The organism is Pseudomonas sp. ATCC 13867, assembly GCF_000349845.1.
Taxonomy (GTDB): Bacteria; Pseudomonadota; Gammaproteobacteria; order Pseudomonadales; family Pseudomonadaceae; genus Pseudomonas.
The window spans coordinates 4,302,824-4,322,826 of record NC_020829.1; the positions used below are offsets into that span (position 1 = coordinate 4,302,824).

General features: G+C 67.1%; 18 protein-coding genes and 1 pseudogene. 7 read left to right on the forward strand and 12 right to left on the reverse strand.

Going from position 1 to position 20,003, the window contains the following annotated elements:
* The 8 genes and pseudogenes from H681_RS19285 to pdxR form a co-directional block, all read right to left on the reverse strand.
* The gene (locus H681_RS19285; protein WP_015478563.1) at positions 1-450 is read right to left on the reverse strand and encodes a hypothetical protein; all 450 of its coding nucleotides are present in this window, start codon (positions 448-450) and stop codon (positions 1-3) included.
* A complete protein-coding gene (gene ahbB / locus H681_RS27280) occupies positions 441-944 on the reverse strand; it encodes a siroheme decarboxylase subunit beta (protein WP_442961266.1) in 504 nt (167 codons plus the stop codon). Before ahbB ends, H681_RS19285 begins: the two co-directional genes overlap by 10 nt.
* 51 nt (positions 945-995) lie before the next feature.
* Positions 996-1,433: pseudogene (locus tag H681_RS26960) on the reverse strand (Lrp/AsnC family transcriptional regulator); the annotation flags it as partial.
* A complete protein-coding gene (locus tag H681_RS19295; RefSeq protein ID WP_015478565.1) occupies positions 1,430-2,602 on the reverse strand; it encodes a cytochrome D1 domain-containing protein in 1,173 nt (390 codons plus the stop codon). The pseudogene H681_RS26960 and the gene H681_RS19295, both read right to left, overlap by 4 nt.
* On the reverse strand, positions 2,599-2,925 hold the full coding sequence (locus H681_RS19300; protein WP_015478566.1) for a c-type cytochrome: 327 nt from the start codon (positions 2,923-2,925) through the stop codon (positions 2,599-2,601). The genes H681_RS19295 and H681_RS19300 overlap by 4 nt, the downstream gene beginning before the upstream one ends.
* Complete coding sequence (locus H681_RS19305) at positions 2,922-3,221, reverse strand: c-type cytochrome (RefSeq protein WP_041712152.1); 300 nt, start codon at positions 3,219-3,221, stop codon at positions 2,922-2,924. The genes H681_RS19300 and H681_RS19305 overlap by 4 nt, the downstream gene beginning before the upstream one ends.
* Before the next feature lie 20 nt (positions 3,222-3,241).
* On the reverse strand, positions 3,242-4,810 hold the full coding sequence (locus tag H681_RS19310) for a nitrite reductase (RefSeq protein WP_015478568.1): 1,569 nt from the start codon (positions 4,808-4,810) through the stop codon (positions 3,242-3,244).
* A 105-nt stretch (positions 4,811-4,915) separates the two neighbouring features.
* Positions 4,916-6,415: a MocR-like pyridoxine biosynthesis transcription factor PdxR gene (gene pdxR, locus H681_RS19315; protein ID WP_015478569.1), complete on the reverse strand. Its 1,500-nt coding sequence runs from the start codon at positions 6,413-6,415 to the stop codon at positions 4,916-4,918.
* Positions 6,416-6,667: 252 nt separating this feature from the next.
* Between pdxR and H681_RS19320 the strand changes: the two genes are divergently transcribed.
* The 7 genes from H681_RS19320 (at position 6,668) to H681_RS19350 (ending at position 15,641) form a co-directional block, all read left to right on the forward strand.
* A complete protein-coding gene (locus H681_RS19320; RefSeq protein WP_015478570.1) occupies positions 6,668-8,581 on the forward strand; it encodes an acyl-CoA synthetase in 1,914 nt (637 codons plus the stop codon).
* Between the two features lie 151 nt (positions 8,582-8,732).
* Positions 8,733-9,671, forward strand: a complete 939-nt coding sequence (locus tag H681_RS19325; RefSeq protein ID WP_015478571.1) for a GGDEF domain-containing protein — start codon at positions 8,733-8,735, stop codon at positions 9,669-9,671.
* Positions 9,672-9,767: 96 nt separating this feature from the next.
* The gene (locus H681_RS19330) at positions 9,768-10,925 is read left to right on the forward strand and encodes a dipeptidase (RefSeq protein ID WP_015478572.1); all 1,158 of its coding nucleotides are present in this window, start codon (positions 9,768-9,770) and stop codon (positions 10,923-10,925) included.
* 142 nt (positions 10,926-11,067) lie between these two features.
* Positions 11,068-12,594 carry an ATP-dependent RNA helicase RhlB gene (gene rhlB, locus H681_RS19335; RefSeq protein WP_015478573.1) on the forward strand — a complete coding sequence of 509 codons (1,527 nt, stop codon included), beginning with the start codon at positions 11,068-11,070 and terminating at the stop codon, positions 12,592-12,594.
* A gap of 258 nt (positions 12,595-12,852) precedes the next feature.
* Positions 12,853-13,800 carry an ornithine cyclodeaminase family protein gene (locus H681_RS19340; RefSeq protein ID WP_015478574.1) on the forward strand — a complete coding sequence of 316 codons (948 nt, stop codon included), beginning with the start codon at positions 12,853-12,855 and terminating at the stop codon, positions 13,798-13,800.
* Between the two features lie 13 nt (positions 13,801-13,813).
* Entirely contained in the window at positions 13,814-14,944 is a 1,131-nt protein-coding gene (locus tag H681_RS19345; protein ID WP_015478575.1) for an NAD(P)/FAD-dependent oxidoreductase, read from the forward strand.
* 73 nt (positions 14,945-15,017) lie between these two features.
* Entirely contained in the window at positions 15,018-15,641 is a 624-nt protein-coding gene (locus H681_RS19350; protein ID WP_015478576.1) for a helix-turn-helix transcriptional regulator, read from the forward strand.
* A 281-nt stretch (positions 15,642-15,922) separates the two neighbouring features.
* Here H681_RS19350 and H681_RS19355 read toward each other — a convergent pair whose 3' ends face one another.
* The 4 genes from H681_RS19355 to narI all read right to left on the reverse strand — a co-directional run bounded on the left by H681_RS19355 (position 15,923) and on the right by narI (position 20,003).
* Entirely contained in the window at positions 15,923-16,699 is a 777-nt protein-coding gene (locus H681_RS19355; RefSeq protein WP_015478577.1) for an ABC transporter substrate-binding protein, read from the reverse strand.
* Between the two features lie 589 nt (positions 16,700-17,288).
* Positions 17,289-18,275 (reverse strand): GTP 3',8-cyclase MoaA, encoded by a 987-nt coding sequence (gene moaA, locus H681_RS19360; protein ID WP_015478578.1) that lies wholly within the window; start codon positions 18,273-18,275, stop codon positions 17,289-17,291.
* 119 nt (positions 18,276-18,394) lie between these two features.
* Positions 18,395-19,213: a peptidylprolyl isomerase gene (locus tag H681_RS19365; protein WP_015478579.1), complete on the reverse strand. Its 819-nt coding sequence runs from the start codon at positions 19,211-19,213 to the stop codon at positions 18,395-18,397.
* Positions 19,214-19,316: 103 nt separating this feature from the next.
* A complete protein-coding gene (gene narI, locus H681_RS19370) occupies positions 19,317-20,003 on the reverse strand; it encodes a respiratory nitrate reductase subunit gamma (protein WP_015478580.1) in 687 nt (228 codons plus the stop codon).

Genomic DNA, 20,003 nt, shown 5'->3' on the forward strand with positions numbered 1-20,003 from the left:
TCATACCTCCAGGTAAAGGTCGAGGTGGAAAGTGCGCACCTTGGGCAGGTCGAGCACTTCGTAGCCGCTGATCCGCTCGATGTGGCGCAGCAAGGGGGCGATCTGCGCCTGATGCTCGGTGGCCAGCACGAACCAGAGGTTGTAGCGGTGGTCGCGCAGGTAGTTGTGCGCCACCTCGGGCAGACCATCGAGCAGCCCGGCGACGCGTCCGCAGTCCGCCTCGGGAACGCACATCGCCGCCAGCGTCAGGCCGCCGCCCAGTACATCGGCGGCGAACATCGGACCGAAGCGCGTCAGCACGCCACGCAGCAGCAGTCGGCGGAGACAATCCAGCAACCGGTCTTCGCTGCAATGCAGCTCGGCGGCCACCTCCGCGTAAGGCTGCTCGCTCAGCGGAAAGCCACGCTGCAGACGGCGGATCACCACGCGTTCGAACAGGCTCAGGCGCATGCAATGCCCTCCCGCAGACCTTCGAAGCGGGCGCCGCGCTGCTTGAAGCGGGTCAGGCTGAACAGCACCTCGCCGGGGCGCTCCCGCAGCGCCGGCAGATCGCGCAGTTCGCGGATCCGCAACTCCACGTCGAGGCGGCGCCGCCCATGCAGCATGGCGAACAGGTTGTAGCGCCACTCCGGCGCCTGTCGCGCGCGGCGATAGCACAGGTTCACCCCGGGCTCCTCGGCCAGGCCGCGGCCCACGGCGTCCACCTCGGAATCGTCGACATCCCACACCAGCATCGCGTTGCTCCGGAAACCCAGCTCGTGGTGCCGCACCACGACGCCAAAGCGGCGGATCACGCCGCCGACGTACAAGCGCGTCACCGCATCGACTACCTGGGACTCGCTCCAGCCCAGTCGCCGGGCCACCGGCAGCCAGGGATGCGCCAGCAGCTCCAGGCCGTCCTGCAGCGCGTGCACCAGGCTGCGCTGCGACGGTTCAAGGGCCACTGGCGGCGACGTCCGGGGAAAGGGGCGCGGGACGGCAACCCGGTTCCCGATGAGGGGAAAGGCCAGGTCGATGCGGTACTCGCGCACCAGCGGCAGACGTAGCGTGTGCAGTCCGGTAGCGGCCTCCAGCCGGTCCAGGCAGGCATTCAGATGCCCACGATCGGGCCCGCTGAGGACGAACCAGAGATTCCATTCGTGCTCGCGCTGGTAGTTGTGGTTGCACTCGGGTAGGTCGCTGACCCGCTGCGCCACGTCACCCAGGCGGGCCTCCGGTACCCGCAGCGCCGCCAACAGGCTGCGCCCCGCGCGATTGGGCGCGAACACCGGGCCGACCCGGCTCAGGCATCCGCTGCGACGCAACTCGCGCAGCCGCCAGAGCACCCAGGCCTCGCTGCGACCCAGGCGCTCGCCGAGCACGGCGAACGGCCGCGGGCACAGTGGGAAATCATGCTGGCCAGCTTCCAGCAGCATCAGGTCATCGAGGTTCATAGGCCGATCCGCCCCGCCCGGCCGGTCATGAAGATGCCCGAGGGTGCCCGCGCCTCGATGCTGCCCAGCAGGGTGCGCCGATAGCTGTCGTAGACCAGTACCCGGTTGTCGTCGCGCGCGGACAGCCAGAGCTGCTCACCGCGCGGCGAGAACTCCAGGTGCAGCACCGCCTTGCCGGGCCGCAGGCTGTCGATCACCTTGAGGCTGTCGACATCGATGACCTGGACCCGGTCGTTGTCCGGCAGGGCGAAGTTGACCCAGACCTGGCGCTGGTCCGGACGGACCACGGCGAACACCGGCTGGCCGGCCAGCGGGATGCGCGACACCTCGCTCCAGTCGGACACCCGCAGGACCACCAGCTCATGCCGGCCGATGGCGGGCAGGAAGGCGTAGTCGCCGGCCATCGCCCAGCCGCGCAGATGCGGCATCTTGTAGACCGGCCGCTGCGGATCGTCCGGGACATGGCGCTGCAGCACCTTGCGCACGCCCCGCTCGGGATGCCAGAGGTCGAGCACGGCGACACCCGGTTCGCCGAACAGGCCGGCGACGTACCAGCGACCATCGGGGCTGACCAGGCCGTCGTAGGGCCGGTCGCCGGCCTTGAACCGGCGGGTCCGCGGGGCCTGCGGATCGCTCAGGTCGGTCAGCCAGATTTCCCCGGCTTCGAACAGGCTGTAGGCGAACCCCACGCCCGGGACATCGGCGATGCCGACCACCTTGGCCCGCTGCCCCTCGGCATAGGTGGCCGGAATGTCGGCCCGCAGGCTCAGGTCCCGCGAGGAGAATACCCGGACGCCACCGGGCTGGTAATTGGCCACCGCCACCCAGCGGCCATCCTGGGAGATCGCGCCGCCGATGCTGTTGCCGGCCTGCTGGACGCGCGCCACGACGCGTCTGCTCAGCAGGTCGACCTTGCTCAGCCCGCCGTCGCGGCCGAATACGAAGGCATGCCGCTGGTCCCGCGAGTAGACCAGGCTGGCATGCGACAGATCGCCCAGCCCTTCGATGCGCCCCAGGCTGGTACGGGCGCTGGTGTCCAGCAGTTGCAGGCTGCCGCTGGCCCGCTCGACCACCAGCGCCAGGTCGCCGGTGCCGCGTTCCTGCGCGGCACCGTGCTGGACGGCGCCCAGCAGCAGGCAGAGGCCGAGGAGTATCAGGCGTGATTTCATGGGGGTGTTCCTAGTCTGAGTCGGCGAACCAGCCAGTCCGCCTCCGCTTCGTTCAACAGGCCGCGCCAGGCCGGCATCGGCGTGCCGGGGCGGCCGTCCAGCACGGTGCCGCGCAGCAGCGCGTCCGGCTTGCCCGCCAGCGCTTCGGGAAGCAGCGCCGGCCCCAGCCCGCCGCGCAGGGTCATGCCGTGGCAGGCGCCGCAGTCCTGGCGCAGCAGTTGCTCCAGGGCGGCGGCGCGCTGCGGCCCGCAACAGGGGGGAGCGGCGAGCGCCCCTGCGGCCGCCACGGCCAGCAGCAGGAACGGCGCGCCGCGTGGCCTCACGGCTTCTGCCCGGTGTAGTAACGTACCGCCGCCTCGATCTGCGCATCCGTGAGGCCGGCGGCGACGGGCGACATCACCGGGTCCTTGCGCGCGCCGCTGCGGAAATCCTGCAGTTGCTTGCGCAGATAGACGTCGCGCTGCCCGGCCAGGTTGGGGAAGTTCGGCGCCACGCTGACGCCCGCCGCACCGTGGCAGCTGGAACACAACGGCAGCAGGGCCTGCATTTCATCGGCGGCGCTGGCCGCGCCGCTCAGCAGGAGGGCGGCCATGACAGCGCCCACAGATAGTCCACGCATGGAAGTTCTCCTTCAGGGAATCAGGGTTTGCCGCTCTTGGCCTGCGCCTGCAGCCCGACGGTGCCCCACTCGGTGCGGGCGCGGGAGAAGATCCCGGCCGGGGTTTCCAGGGGATAGCTGGCGACCTCCTCGAGGCTGTGGCTGTCGTAGATGTGCAGGCGGTCGCCGCTGTAGCCGCCACTGATGTAGAGGTACTTGCCGTCACGGGTGTATTCGGGGAAGTACAGGTGGCCATCGGCCTCGATGGTCTTGGCGACGCTCAGGGTGTTCTTGTCGATCAGCTCGACACGCCGGGCGCGGCTGTCCTTGCTCACCACATCGACCGCGACATAGGGCGCATCGGGGTGGGCGGCAGGCGACTCGGTGGCGCCGGATACCGGGATCTGCTTGATCGTCTCGAAGGTCCGGGCGTCCCACACGGTCACCACATCGCCCTTGTCGCAGGTGCCGATGTTGGTGCCGAAGGCCACCTGGCGGCCCTTGATCTCGGTGATCGCACCGGAGCCGACGTGCGGCTGGCAACCGCCGGCGATGGTCTTGACCAGCTTGCGCTCCTTCAGGTCGACCACCGCGAAGGCGTTGCCCACGTAGTCGGCCAGGAACATGTAGCGGCGGTCCGCGGAGAGGAAGGCGTCGTGGACGAAGCGGCCGACCTTCTCGATCCGGGTGACGATCGGCTCCTGCGGCCTGCTCGGGTCGAGAATCCAGACCTGCCCGGTCTGCCGCACGGCGATGGCGAAGGTATTGTCCAACGGGCTGGCGATGACCATGCTCGAGGCCGACTCCACCTGCTTGCCGTCGTAGTCCTTGCCGCGCAGTTCGACGCGGCTCAGCGGCTCCAGCGTGCGAGCGTCGAACAGGGTGACGATGCCCGGCGAGAAGGAACCGGACAGCAGATAGCGGCCATCCGCGGACACCGCGATGGATGGCCCGCTCAACCCGGCCTTGACCTTGCGCACCGCCTTCAGCGAGTACAGGTCGATCTTGTAGATTTCCGAGGTGTCGGTCTTCAGGTAGCCCCAACGCGGATTGACCGGGTCATAGTCGAGGATGTGCGGCGCATAGTCGGTGGGTACCTCGCCCACCTGCTTGTTGGTCTTGCCATCGAAGAACACCACCCGCGCGGCCGGGGCCTTGCCGTAGCGGCCGCGCTGCATGATCGCCATCAGGTCGCGCACGTCGCCGTCGTAGACCGGCTTGTCCGGCGGCTTCGATTCGTCGACCAGGACCTCCAGCGAATCGCGAATGTCCTGCAGCGTCCATTGCGGATTGTCCCGCGGGGTGGTCTTGATGTAGTGCGCCAGCGCGCGGATCTGCTCGTCGCTGAGCACGCCGTGCCACGGCGGCATCAGGGTGTCGGGGATGCCGAGCATGATCATCGAGCGCAGGGCGGTTTCGCTGGAATTCAGCGCTGTGCTGTTGAGCGCCGGCGCGATGTAGCCGCCACGGTCGGCGCTGTGGCAGGTCGTGCAGTTCTCCTGGAACAGCCGGGCGGCGTCTATGGGTTCGTCGGCGCCAGCCAGGCCGGGGGCGAGACAGAGGACCAGCGGTAACAGGCCGCTGACCGAAACGGATCGGAAGCTGTGCATGGTGCAGTCACCTGGGCTAATGAACTGCACTCAGGGTATCGACCTGCCCACCCCTCGAATGGGTACAAGCGGCGTGCCGCACAGGGGTACAAGGCCCCTCCGCCGCTACAGGCGCGCGGCGATCTGGCCGATGCGGCGCGCCCCGTCGGCGATGCTGTCCAGCGACAGCGCCGCATAGCCGAGCAGCAGCATGCGCTCGCTGAGCGCTTCCAGCCCCGGACCGACCACCGCGGCCTGGTCCAGGGTATAGAGCCAGATGTCCGCCTCACGGCAGGCCCGCGCCAGCTCCCGCGCCGGCGGCGCCTGCGGCGGCAACCGCCAGCACAGGTGCATGCCGCAATCCACGCCGCTGAACCGGCTCCCCGGAAACAGGCGCTCCAGCGCGGCCATCAGGCAGTCGCGACGGCGCCGGTACTCCCCACGCACCCGCCGGAGATGCTCGGCATAGACGCCACCGGTGAGGAAGTCGGCCAGCACCGCCTGGGGCAGCCAGGGGCAGGCATGATTGAGCAGCGCCTTGGCTCGCACCAGCGGCTCGCGCAGCGACGGCGGGCAAACCATGTAGCCCAGGCGCAGGCTGGCGCCCAGGCTCTTGGAAAAGGTCCCCAGGTGGATCACCCGCTCGCTGTCGAAGGCCTTGAGGGCCGGCAACGGCACGCGCTGGTAGCGGAAGTCGCCGTCGTAATCGTCCTCCAACACATAGGCGCCCTGGCGGCCGGCCCATTCGAGCAGCGCGCGGCGACGCTCCAGGGACAGCGTCATGCCCAGCGGGTAGTGCCGCGAGGGGGTGACATAGACCAGGGAACAGGGGCGCTCGGGCAATTCCCCGACACACAACCCCTGCTCGTCCACCGGCACCGGCAGCATCTCCCAGCGATGGTAGGCGAACAGGTTGCAGGCGCCGGCATAGGCGGGATTCTCGATCACCACCGGGCGTCGATGATGGTGCGGAAACAGCGACACCACCAGGCTCAGCGCCTCCTGGATGCCCGAGACGATCAGCACGTCCTCGACGCTGCAACTGATGCCGCGCGCACGGCCCAGGTGCGCGACCAGAGCCGCGCGCAGGTCGGGGTCGCCCGCCGACGGCGCATAGTCGGTCAGGTAGCGTGGCTGGCTGCGGGCCAGCTGGATCGACGACTTGAACCAGGCGTCGCGGGGGAACAGTTCCGCCGAGGGGCGCCCCAGGCTGAAGTCCAGCTCGACCGCGGCGCGTATCTCCTCCGGCGTCACCCCGGGGGAAACCGGCAGCGGCTGGCGCATCCCCGGCAGGAACCCCGGCAGGTCCGGGCGCTGCCCCACCGGGGTACGCGGCAACAGGCGACAGACCGACAGGCTGCGATCCGGCAGGGGATCGGCAACGAACGTGCCGCGGGTACCACGAGTGACGATATAGCCCTCGCTGCACAGCCGCTCGTAGGCCAGCAACACGGTATTGCGCGCTACGCCGAGGGACTGCGCGAGTTCACGGATCGACGGCAGCTGCTGGCCCGGCCTCAGCACGCCCCCGAGCACTTTGCCGCGCAGCTGGTCCGCTACCTGCTGCTGCAGGGAACGTTTGCCGCCGCGTTCGAGCAACAGCGGAATCTGTTGGAAGGCACGCATGAGGAATCCTCCGGGAGTCGAGCCCCATGCTGGAAAAATCGCCGCATCGTCCGGGATGACCAGCATCAGGCTGACTGCAGACGCCACTGCGTCAAAACGCCACCCGCCGCGGACTACAAAAAGACAACTGTTCGCCCGTGCCTCCCGTGGCACTTTCACCGCAGTGGTCCCGTTCGCCGGAGCTGCGCCGCGTCTCCTCGCGGGCATGGCGCACCCGCGGCCCTCATCCCGTCACGGAGAACAATAAGAAACATGAATGCTCCCATTGCCAGCCTGTGCGATGTACAGGCACTGGAATCCATACCTCTGGAAGAACGCAACCTGCCTTCCAGCACCTATGAACTGCTGAGCCGCTCGGCTGAGCGCTTCGGCCCGGACACCGCCCTGAGCTTCCTGCTGCAGGGCTCGGCCGCCGAGGAGCCGCTGCGCATCAGCTACGCCGAGCTGTTCGCCCGCGTCACCCAGGCGGCGAATGCCTTCCACCGCCTCGGCGTGCGGCCAGGCAATTCGGTGTCCTTCCTGCTGCCGAACCTGCCGCAGACCCACTACGTGATCTGGGGCGGCGAAGCGGCGGGGATCGTCAACGCGATCAACCCGCTGCTCGACCCCGAGCACATCGCCGAACTGGTGCGCGCCGCCGACTCCCGCGTGCTGGTGACCCTGGCGCCCTTCCTCCCCGGCACGGGGCTTTCTTCTGGCGGAGAATTGTGGGACAAGGTCGCCGCCCTGCGCGACGAGCTGCCGGAACTCAACGCCATCGTCACCGTCGACCTCGCCAACCTGCTGCCCGAACCGCAGCGCTCGGCGCTCAAGGCCCAACGCGGCGCGCTGCCGGACGGCGTGCTGGACTTCGACGAGCTGCTCGCCCAGTGCCCGGACGATCACCTGGAAAGCGGCCGGGTGATCGACCCGGACGAAGTCGCCTCCTACTTCCATACCGGCGGCACCACCGGCACGCCGAAGCTGGCGCCGCACAGCCACTTCAACGAGGTGGCAATGGCCGAGATCATGGGGCTGAACGCCGACTACGACGGTCATGATGTGTTGCTCTGTGGCCTGCCGCTGTTCCACGTCAACGGCGTGATGGTCACCGGCCTTGCGCCCTTCATGCGCGGCGCCCAGGTGTTGCTGGCCGGCCCGCAGGGCTACCGCAACCCGACGCTGATCCAGGACTTCTGGAAGCTGGTGGAGCGCTACCGGGTCACCAGTTTCAGCGGCGTGCCGACCATCTTCGCCGCCCTGCTCCAGGTCCCCAGCGAGGGTCACGACCTGACCAGCCTGCGCTTCGCCCTGTGCGGCGCGGCGCCGATGCCGGTGGAGCTGATCCGCCAGTTCGAAGCCAAGACGGGGCTGAAAATCATCGAAGGCTACGGCATGACCGAAGGCACCTGTGGCACCAGCTGCAACCCGCGCGGTGGCGAGCGGCGCCCCGGCTCCATCGGCCTGCGCCTGCCTTATTGCCAGCTCAAGTCGGTGATCCTCGATGCCGCTGGCCAGTACCTGCGCGACGCCGCCGTGGACGAGATCGGTACACTCTGCCTGCGCGGCCCGACCGTGTTCAAGGGCTACCTGCAGGCCAGCAAGAACAAGGACATCTGGGTCGACGGCGACTGGTTCAACACCGGCGACCTGGGGCGCATCGACGCCGACGGCTACATCTGGCTCACCGGGCGCAGCAAGGACCTGATCATCCGCGGCGGCCACAACATCGACCCGCAGATGATCGAGGAAGCCCTGCACCGCCACCCCGCCGTGGCAATGGCCGCCGCCGTGGGCAAGCCGTGCCTGAAGGCCGGCGAACTGCCGGTGGTGTACATCCAGCTCAAGCCAGGCATGCGGGCGAGCGAGGCGGAACTGCTGGAACACGCCGCGCAACACGTGCCCGAGCGCGCGGCGGTGCCCAAGGACGTCTGGCTGCTGGACGCCATCCCGGTCACCGCCGTGGGCAAGACCTTCAAGCCCGCGCTGCGCCTGGATGCCATCCGCCGCGTCCTGGAGGACGAAGTCCGCCATCTGGAGCCGCGACCGGCCGTCGAGGTCGTCGCCGACGACCGCCACGGGCAGAAGGCGCGCCTGGGCATCGGCCGCCTCACCCCGGACTCACGGGCGGCGCTGGCCGACCGGCTGGGCGGCTACGCGATCCATATCGAGTGGCTGGAAAGCTGATGAAGCGCCGGGCCGACCGCCGGTCGGCCCGGCATGGCGCCAGATTGCCAGTATCCAAATCTGATTAATACTGATGGCTCAATGTGCGTAATGGACTACAGGGAGAGTCAGTCGTGCACATCATCATCCCCGTCCCCGCTTCCGCCGCACCATGAAAGCCGCGCAGTGGAAGGAGGATATCCAGCAACTGCAGCACCTTCGCCTGTTCCAGAACGTGGCCGTGGCCAGCCTGCAACAGCTGCTGAAGGATTTCCGCGCCTGCGAGCTGGAAGCCGGTGAAATCCTCCTCTCGCCCTTCAACCGCAACCACTTCCTTTATATGGTCCTGCACGGGCAGTTGAAGGTGTACCTCGGCTCGCTCGACAACCAACCGGTAACCGCCCTCAACCCTGGCGACTGCGCCGGCGAGATCAGCTTCATCGACAACGATCATCCTTCCGCCTACGTGGTCGCCACCGAGCCGACCACCGTCCTGCGCCTGCACCGCGAAGCCCTGATCAGTCTCTTCCAGCAAGCCCCGCAGGTGATGCAGAACCTCCTCGGCGTCCTTTGCGAGCGGGTCCGCCAGGGCAACCGGATCATTCTCGACACCGAACAGAACGCCAACATCGACACCCTGACCGGACTGTTCAACCGGCGCTGGCTGGAACACATCTACGACCGCGAAAGCACCCGCTGCGCCTTCAACGAACAACCGCTGTGCCTGCTCATGCTGGATGTCGACCACTTCAAGGACTACAACGACGAGCACGGCCACCTGGCCGGCGACTACGCCCTCTGCCTGGTCGCCCACACCCTGCGCAGCCAATTGCGGCCCAAGGACAGCATGGCTCGCTATGGCGGCGAAGAGTTCGTCATCCTGCTCCCGGAAATCGCCGTGGAAGAAGCCCGGCGTATCGGTAACCGGCTGCGCCAGAGCCTGGAGCAGATCGGCTCCTTCTACTCGCCAGTCGGTGCACTGCCGGGTGTCACCGTATCGCTGGGCCTGGCCCAGATGGATTACCTGGAGAACCTGCAGAGCCTGATCCTGCGCGCCGACAGCGCGCTCTACCAGGCCAAGCAGGAAGGCCGCAACCGCCTGGTGGGATGACGCCGCCGGCGCCAACCTCGCGCGGATTTCCCGCGCCTGCCAGTCCCCGTCTTTGCTAGAGTCGCCGCACTGGAACAAGACAGCCTGGAAGCTGAGATGCGCAAAATCCTGATCGCGTTGCTATTGCTGGTGGCCGTTGGCCTGGGGATATTCTTCAACCTGCCGGGGTACTTCGACCGCAAGATGAACACGGTGGCCGCACCGCCGCCCTACCCCGCCTCCGACGCCGCAACCGCCCTGCACAAGACCCTGTTCGTTGCCGACCTGCACGACGACGCCCTGCTCTGGAACCGCAACCTGCTGGAGCGCCACGACTACGGCCACAGCGACCTGCCGCGCCTGCTGGAAGGCCATGTCGGCCTGCAGGTGTTCTCCACCGTTACCAAGACCCCGCGTGGCCTGAACTACAAGCGCAACGGCGCCGACAGCGACAACATCACTCCGCTGATCATCGCCCAGCGCTGGCCGCGCGCGACCTGGAGCAGCCTGCTCGAGCGCGCCCTCTACCAGGGCAGGATGCTCGAAGACGCCGCCGCCGGCAGCCAGGGCAAGCTAACCCTGGTGCGCAGCCGGGCCGACCTCGCCCGCTATCTCGCCGCCTGGAACAAGGACCCGAACCAGCTCGCCGCCGTGCTCGCCACCGAGGGGCTGCATCCGCTGGAGGGCAAGCTGGACAACCTCGATCGCATGTACGACGCGGGCTTCCGCATCATGGGCCTGACCCACTTCTTCGACAACGAAGTCGGCGGCTCCGCCCACGGCCTGCAAAAGGGCGGCCTGACGCCCTTCGGCCGCAAGGTGATCGCCCGCCTGGAAGACAAGAAGATGCTGGTGGACCTGGCGCACGCCTCCCGCGCCCTGATCGACGACGTACTGGCCATCGCCACGCGGCCGGTGCTGGTGTCCCACACCGGCGTCGAGGGCACCTGCCCCGGCATCCGCAACCTGACCGACGCCCATCTGCAGCGCATCGCCGCCACCGGCGGGGTAATCGGCATCGGCTACTGGGACGGCGCCGTGTGCGATACCTCGGTCCAGGCCATCGTCAAGGCCATCCGCTACGCCGCCGACAAGGTTGGCGTCGAACACATCGCGCTGGGCTCGGACTTCGACGGCGCAGTACATGCGCCCTTCGACACCAGCGGCCTGGCCCAGTTGACCCAGGGGCTGGCGGAAGCCGGCTTCAGCCAGCCGGACATCGCCGCCATCATGGGCGGCAATGTGCGCCGGTTGCTGCTGGACACGTTGCCCTGAGGCCCACCGCCACTTCGGCGCAATGGCGCCGAAACGGCATTCATCCTGGCCGTCAAGCCCGGGAAATCCTGTGGCACTTCGCCCTGCGGGCATCTTGCATTACACTGGCGGCCGTTCATTCCTTAACCAGTACGAGACCACCGTGCTCAAAGCACTCAAGAAAATCTTCAGCAAAGGCGAGGGCGAGCAGCCCGTCGCCACGCCGGCAGCCCCCGCCCCCGCTGCCTCCGAGCCCGCCCAGAGCGGTGAGAAGCGTCCGCGCAAACCGCGCAATCCACGCCCCCAGAGCGAGTCCGCCGAGAAGCCGGCCCGTGGCCCGAAGGGCGGCAAGCCCCGCGCCGAGCGCTCCGAGAAAGCCGAACGCGGCGAAAAGACCGAACGCACCGACAAGCCGCGCGAGCCCAGGGCCGACAAACCGCGCCGCGAGCGCAAGCCGCGCCCGCCGGTGGTGGACAACTGGAAGCTGGAAGACTTCGTGGTGGAGCCGGCCGAAGGCAAGACGCGTTTCCACGACTTCAACCTCGACCCGCGCCTGATGCACGCCATCCATGACCTGGGCTTCCCCTACTGCACGCCGATCCAGGCACAGGTGTTGGGCTTCACCCTGCGTGGCCAGGACGCCATCGGCCGCGCCCAGACCGGCACCGGCAAGACCGCCGCGTTCCTCATCTCGATCATCACCCAGCTGCTGCAGACCCCGCCGCCGAAAGAGCGCTACATGGGCGAGCCGCGCGCGCTGATCATCGCCCCCACCCGTGAGCTGGTGGTGCAGATCGCCAACGACGCCATCGGCCTGGCCAAGTACACCGGCCTGAACGTCATGAGCTTCGTCGGCGGCATGGACTTCGACAAGCAGCTGCGCACCCTGGAATCGCGCTTCTGCGACATCCTGGTCGCCACCCCTGGCCGCCTGCTGGACTTCAACCAGCGCGGCGAGGTGCACCTGGACATGGTCGAGGTGATGGTGCTGGACGAAGCCGACCGCATGCTCGACATGGGCTTCATCCCCCAGGTCCGCCAGATCATCCGCCAGACCCCGTACAAGGGCGAGCGCCAGACCCTGCTGTTCTCCGCCACCTTCACCGACGACGTGATGAACCTGGCCAAGCAGTGGACCGTCGACCCGGCCATCGTCGAGATCGAGCCGGAGAACGTCGCCAGCGACACCGTCGAGCAGCACGTCTACGCCGTGGCCGGCAGTGACAAGTACAAGCTGCTGTACAACCTGATCGCGCAGAACGACTGGACCCGCGTGATGGTCTTCGCCAACCGCAAGGACGAGGTGCGCCGCATCGAGGAACGCCTGACCAAGGACGGCATCAGCGCCGCCCAGATGTCCGGCGATGTGCCGCAGCACAAGCGCATCAAGGTTCTGGAAGGCTTCCGTGAAGGCAAGATCCGCGTCCTGGTCGCCACCGACGTCGCCGGTCGCGGCATCCACGTCGACGGCATCAGCCACGTGATCAACTTCACCCTGCCCGAAGACCCGGACGACTACGTGCACCGCATCGGCCGTACCGGCCGCGCCGGCACCACCGGTACCTCCATCAGCTTCGCCGGCGAAGACGATGCCTTCGCCCTGCCGCCGATCGAGGAACTGCTGGGCCGCAAGATCAACTGCGAAATGCCGCCCACCGAGCTGCTCAAGCCGGTACCGCGCAAGCACTGATCGCTTGTTGCACTACCTTCTGTTGATGACAGAGAAAGGCGAAGCCACCCGGCTTCGCCTTTTTCGTTGGGCGCTACCCCTTGCAGGAGCGAGCTTGCTCGCGAACCAGCACCTCCACCGCTTCAACCCTGCGAAGCGCCTCACGACATAACCTAGGGCCGCCGGAGGACAAAAAGCAGCGTCTCCGACCATCCGCCCTTGTCGATCGATACAACAGAGTCCAGAATGGAAAAATTAATCCAAATCTGGAGTCCCGCCATGCCCGCCGCCACGCCCCTCACGCTCAACCAGGCCGAAGCCGAACGCTTGCTCGAACGGGTCGATGTGCTCCAGGCGATGCGCGACATGTTCGCCGAGCTGGCCGCCGGCGGTGCCGTGCAGCCGGCGCAGCAACTGGTGGAGTTTCCCAACGGCGGCGGCGACTTCATCAACTACCTGGGCGTGCTGGCCTCGCAGAAGGTCTACGGCGTGAAGACCTCGCCCTACATCGTGCGCCAGCCCAAGTCGCTGGTCACCGCGTGGAGCCTGCTGATGTCGATGGAGACCGGCCAGCCACTGTTGCTGTGCGACGCCGGCAGCCTGACCATCGCACGCACCGCCGCCACCACCGCCCTGGCCGTGCAGGAACTGGCGCGCCCCGCTGCCAAACGCCTGGCCATCATCGGCAGCGGCCCGGTGGCCCGTGCGCACCTGCGCTATGCCGCCGGCCTGCGCGACTGGCAGAGCATCCGCGTCTACTCGCCGAACCTGAACGCCGGCGTGCTGGCCCAGTTCGACGCCATCGACACCCGCGCCGAAGCCGCCGCCAGCGTCGAGGCCGCCGTGGCCGATGCCGACGTGGTGCTGCTCTGCACCTCCTCCGGCACCCCGGTGCTGGACCCGGCGATCCTCACCAAATCGGCGCTGATCACCTCTATCAGCACCAACGTCGCCCGCGCCCACGAAGTGCCGCCGCAATCGCTGGCGCAGATGGACGTCTACTGCGACTACCGCGCCACCACCCCGGCTTCCGCCGGCGAGATGCGCCTGGCCCGCGACGAGCACAATTGGGACGGCGCCCTCCGTGGCGACCTGCCGGAACTGGTCAGCGGCCAGGTCGCCAAGCCGGACTACCAGCGCCATGCCTTCTTCCGCTCCATCGGCCTGGGCCTGGAAGATGTCGCCCTGGCCAATGCGCTCTACCAACTCCAACGTCAGAACGCTTGAGCCGGAGAGAAACATGATCGAAGTCGACTTCCTCATCATCGGTGGCGGCATCGCCGGCGCCTCCACCGGCTACTTCCTCTCCCGTCACGGCAAGGTCGCCGTGCTGGAGCGCGAAGCCCATGCCGGCTACCACTCCACCGGCCGTTCGGCAGCGCTCTACACCGTGGCCTACGGCACGCCGCAAGTCCGCGCGCTGACCGCCGCCAGCCGTGAGTTCTTCGACAACCCGCCCGAGGGCTTCGCCGAACATCCGATCCTCACCCCGCGTGGCGAGATGACCGTGGACTTCGAAGGCAACCCGGAAGAGCTCCAGCGCCAGTACGAAAGCGCCCGCGCCAGCGTGCCGGATATGCGCCTGCTGGGTGCCGACGAGGCCTGCGCCATCGTCCCGGTGCTGCGCCGCGAGAAGGTCCACGGCGCGATGATCGACCCCAGCGCCGCCGACATCGACACCGACGGCCTGCTGCAAGGCTACCTGCGAGGCATCCGCCGCAACGGCGGCAGCCTCCACCTGGACAGCGAAGTCCTGGCCATCGGCCGCGTCGATGGTGCCTGGGAAGTCCGCTGCACCCACCAGAGCTACCGCGCGCCGGTGCTGATCAACGCCGCCGGCAGTTGGTGCGACAAGATCGCCGAGATGGCCGGCGTCACCCCGCTGGGCCTGACGCCCAAGCGCCGTGCCGCCTTCCTGTTCAGCCCGCCGGAGGGCGTCGACAGCCACGCCTGGCCGGTGCTGGTGAGCCTGGACGAATCCTTCTACTTCAAGCCCGACGCCGGCATGCTGCTCGGCTCGCCGGCCAACGCCGATCCAGTGGATCCCCACGACGTACAGCCCGAAGAGCTGGACATCGCCCTGGGCATCTACCAGATCGAGGAACACACCACCCTCAGCATCCGCCGACCGAGCCACACCTGGGCCGGCCTGCGTTCATTCTTCGCCGACGGCGATCTGGTGTCCGGCTTCGATCCAGCCACGCCCGGCTTCTACTGGGTGGCCGGCCAGGGCGGCTACGGTATCCAGACCTCGGCGGCGATGGGCGAGGCCAGCGCCGCTCTGGTCCGTGGCGAGACGCTACCCGAGCACCTGGCGCGCCACGGCCTGAGCGCCGAGATGCTGTCGCCGGCGCGTCTGTTGCAGAACTGACCGTGACAGCCCGCGGGCGCTTGCGGCACACTCGCCAGCGCCCGCCCGGCCCCACCGCCAAAGAGCCTTGCCCATGACCGCCGCAGACCCGCTGGACAACTACAAGGCAATCGCCGACGCCATCGCCACCCTGTTCTTCCCCCACGCGGAGGTGGTCATCCACGACCTGCGCAACCAGCGCGTGGCCTACCTGGCGAACAACATCTCCAAGCGCGAGATCGGCGACGACTCGGCGCTGGAAGACATGCTCGAAGGCAGCAGCGACGAGCGCAACATCGGCCCCTACGAGAAGCTCAACTGGGACGGGCAGAAGATCCGCTCCATCAGCACCGTGCTGCGCGACGGCAAGGGCGAGCCGCTGGCAGTGCTGTGCATCAACCTCAACATCACCCTGTTCGAAACCGCCAAGGCGGCGCTGGACCTGTTCCTCTCCTCGAACAAGCTGATCCCCCAGCCGGACGCACTGTTCCGCGACGACTGGCAGGAGCGCATCAACACCTTCCTGCATGGCTGGCTGCAGCAGCGCCAGTTGAGCCTGTCCACCCTCAGCCGCGACCACAAGCGCGAACTGGTCCTGGCGCTGCACGCCGAGGGGGCGTTCAAGGGCAAGAGCGCGGCGAACTATGTGGCCAACGTGCTGAACATGGGGCGGGCGACGGTTTACAAGCATTTGAAGGAGCTGAAGGAGGAGGTCTGAACGCCCTCGCCTTTCGTACGGGTTCGCGAGCAAGCTCGCTCCTACAAGAGCTACGCAGCCCCTCACCTGTAGGAGCGAGCTTACTCGCGAAGCACGGCACATTACCGATCGCGGACGGAGTCCGCTCCTACGCAGGCGGAAACACCGGAGCTGACCTGTAGGAGCGAGCTTGCTCGCGAAGCGCACGGCACATTGCCAATCAGGGTTCGCGAGCAAGCTCGCTACGAAAGAAAAACAAAAGGCCGCCCGAAGGCGGCCTTTCCTGCAATACGGCGAATAGATCAATCCCCGTAGATATCGCTCTTGAAGTACTTGCCCTCGATTTCCTTGTACTTGCCATTGGCTCGCAGCGCATCGATGGCAGCGTTGAGCTGGCCGACCAGCTCGGTGTTGCCCTTGCGCACCGCGATACCGGCGCCCTCGCCGAAGTATTTCGGGTCCTTGAACTCCGGGCCGATGAAGGCGTAGCCCTTGCCGCGTTCGGTCTGCAGGAAGCCGATCTCCAGCGGGATGGAGTCGGCGAAAGTGCCCTCCAGGCGGCCTGCGACCAGGTCCAGATAGATCTCGTCCTGGCTGGTGTAGCGCACCACGTTGGCGCCGGCCTTGCCCAACACTTCGGTGGCGAAGCGGTCGGCGGTGGAGCCGCGCTGCACGCCGATGTTCTTGCCCTTGAGCTGGCTGAACTGCTCGTCCAGTTGCGAGCCTTCCTTCATCACCAGGCGGCCCGGGGTGAAGTAGTACTTGTGGGTGAAGTCCACCGAGCGCTTGCGCTCGTCGGTGATGGTGATGGACGACAGCGCGGCGTCGATCTTGCGCACCTTCAGCGAGGGGATCAGGCCGTCGTACTCCTGCTCGATCCACTGGCACTTGCGCTTCATCTGCTCGCACAGGGCATTGCCGATGTCGTAGTCGAAGCCGGCGATGCCGCCTTCGGGAGTCTTGTAGGCGAAGGGGGGATAGGCCGCCTCGATACCGATGCGCAGCGGCTTGTCGTCAGCATGGGAGAAGGTGGCGAAGGTGGCCAGCAGCAGGCCGCCCAGCAGGGCTTTGCGATTCATCGATGAACTCCGTGGCGTGGTCGGGTGAGCCGGCAGCCGTGCCACCGGTACGTCATGGGCAGTGCGTAGTGGAAGAGCCTGGCTCGTCCGGGGTTGCGGTGCGGCACGCCGCAGCAGCATTGCCTTGCTCTCACCCAGGCGACCGTCTTGTTGTTCGTCCGTGCGCGCAAGGCGCATAAACTTAAAATCCAATCTGGACTAAAAAGTACATAACGTCAATCGCCCTGCGACTGTCCGGCACACTCTCTTTTTCTGCCCCGCCGCTACTCCTTCCGGGGAATGTCGGCAGCCGGTCGATGGCCTTAGGCTGGACGTGTCCCAAGCCAATCCTAGGAGGAGTCGAACAGTTCATTCCCATGATTTCCGTAGATTCCACGGTTCAACTTGGCAGTTAGCCCAAGGCCCCGCGATACGCTCATGTCGCCGGGGCCTTTTCTTTTGTCCGGTCGGCATGGCATCCGTCTTCGTCGTCGCAGGGCCCTCCCCGCCCTATAGACGAAGCCCCGCTCCAGGCGTGGGTCTGGGCGGGGCCAAGAGGGAAAGGACGCAAGGCAAAAGGCGGGCGCAAGACCCGCCACGGGAGGATCGATCAGCCGCCGCTGAGGTTCATGAAGCGCAGCACCTGCACGTCGCCGACACTGAACTCATGGCGTGCCGGCTTGCGCTGCAGGGCGCCTTGCAGGGCGTCGAGAATCGGTTCGTCGTGCAGCGGATGGCGGCGCAGCAGGCCGCGCAGGTCCAGGGAATTCTCGTGGCCCAGGCACAGCAGCAGGCGGCCTTCGGCGGTCAGGCGCAGGCGGTTGCAGGTGGCGCAGAAGTTGTGCGAATGCGGCGAGATGAAGCCGATGCGCGTGCCCGGATGCTGCGCCAGGCGTACATAGCGCGCCGGGCCGCCACTGTGTTCGGCACTGTCCAGCAGCTCATGGCGCTCGGCGATCAGCGCGCGGACTTCGTCGCTGGAGCAGAAACTTTCCTCGCGCGCACGGCCAACCTGGCCCAGGGGCATTTCCTCGATGAAGCTGATGTCCAGCCCGTGGGCGATGGCGTAGTCCACCAGGGCCGGCACTTCGTCGGCATTGCGGCCCTTCATCACCACGCAGTTCAGCTTGATATGCTCGAAACCGGCGTCCTGCGCGGCGTCGATACCCCGCAGGACCTGCTCCAGGCGGCCGGTGCGGGTGATGGCGGCGAAGCGTTGCGGGTCCAGGGTGTCGAGGCTGATGTTGAGACGCGACAGGCCGGCGCTGTACAGATCGCCCGCAAGCCGGCTGAGCTGCGAGCCGTTGCTGGTCATGCACAGTTCGCGCAGGCCGGGCAGCGCGGCCAGCCGCTCGCACAGGTGGACGATGCCGGGGCGCACCAACGGTTCGCCGCCGGTGAGGCGCAGCTTCTTCACGCCGCGCTCGACGAAAATTCGCGCCACCCGTTCGATCTCTTCCAGGGTCAGCACCTGCTGGCGTGGCAGGAAGCGCATGTTCTCGGCCATGCAGTAGACGCAGCGAAAATCGCAGCGGTCAGTCACCGACAGGCGCAGGTAGTCGATCTTGCGGCCTTGGCCGTCGATCCATTCGGACATGGTGTTCCACTCCAGCCGATCCCCATGCCCCAGGGCACGAGGACCGATATTCGTATCCGTTTCCGAAGCCCCTCCCTCCTTGGGGAGGGAAGGTCGGGAGAGAGGGGCCCGGAACCGGTTCACTGCACCAGCGGACTCTCCGCGCCGTCGAAGACGAAACCGTCGATCCGGGCCTCGCCCGCCAGTACGCTGATGTACTGGCTGACCGCACGCTGCAGCACCTGGGCGCGCAGGTAAGCGGCGATGCGCGGGCGCGCTTCGGCGAAGTCCAGCGGCTCGCCGCCATCGCGCTCGATCAGCTCGACGACGTGCAGGCCGTAGCGGCTTTCCAGCGGATGGCCGAGCAGGCCGGGTTGCTGTTGCAGCAGGCGTTTCTCGAACTCGGGAACGGTCTGCCCCGGCTCGATCCAGCCCAGATCACCGCCATCGTCTTTCGACGGGCAGTCGGAGAAGCGCATGGCCTTCTCCGCGAAACGTTCAGGGTGCTCGCGCAGTTCGGCCAGCAGCTCCTCGGCCTGTTCGCGGGCCTTGGCGCGACCTTCCAGGTCGTCCGGCGCGCAGCCCAGCAGCACGTGGCGCAGGCGCATGCGCCAGGGCGAGGTCAGGCGAGTCGGGTTGGCGTCGTACCACTGGCGGCAGCTGGATTCGTCAGCCTCGGGCACCCCAACCTCACGGTCGATCAGCGCGCGGATGCGCGCCTCTTCCGGGGCCTCGCCCTCCTCCGCGTCGGCAGTCAGGCCCAGCGCGTCGGCGCGTTGCACCAGCAGTTGGCGCACCACCAGCGCGCGGCAGGCGGAATACAGCGCCTCGGCGTGGCTGGAAGCGGGATGGTATTGCAGCTCGCGGGCCAGTTCGCCCTCATCGATGGCGACACCGTTGACTTCAATTTTCGGAAGGTCGACGTGTTCGACCTTGGCTTCGTAGTGGGAGCAACTCATTTCGATCACCTCCGGATGGCGGGTAACGTCTTTGGCGTTATCTACCCTTCGGGTTCGAGATTCGGGTTGGGCGGATAACGCACCAGCGCTATCCGCCGCTTCATCACACTGCGCGACGCTTGGTACGGACCACCTGGTAGCGGCGGCCGAAGTACCAGACCGGGGCGCTGACGATGTGCACCAGACGGGTGAAGGGGAACAGCACGAACAGGGTCAGGCCGAGGGTCACGTGCAGCTTGTAGACCAGCGATACCGGCGCGATGGCGTCGGCGGCGGCCATCGGCTGCAGGGTGACGATGGATTGTGCCCAGTTGGCGAGCATCACCATCACCGAACCGTCCAGGTGATGGGTCGAGGCGACGATGGTGGACAGGCCGAGGATCAGTTGGACGTAGAGCACCAGCAGGATCATCAGGTCCGAGGCATTGCCGGTGGCGCGGACACGGTCGTTGGTCAGGCGGCGCAGGATCAGGCCGGTCAGGCCGATGAAGCAGAGGACGCCGAAGAAGCCACCGGAGACCATCGCCAGCAGTTGTTTCTGCTCGGTGCTGATCAGGTGCTCATAGACCGCGTGCGGGGTCAGCAGGCCGACGAAGTGGCCGGCGAGGATGAACAGCACCCCGACGTGGAACAGGTTGCTGTAGACCCGCATGCCTTTCTTGCTCAGCATCTGGCTGGAGCCGGCTTTCCAGGTGTATTGCGAGAGGTCGAAGCGCGCCCAGCTGCCAACCAGGCAGATGAGCAGCGCAACGTACGGGTAAACCCCGAAGACGAGAAGATTGAGGGACAT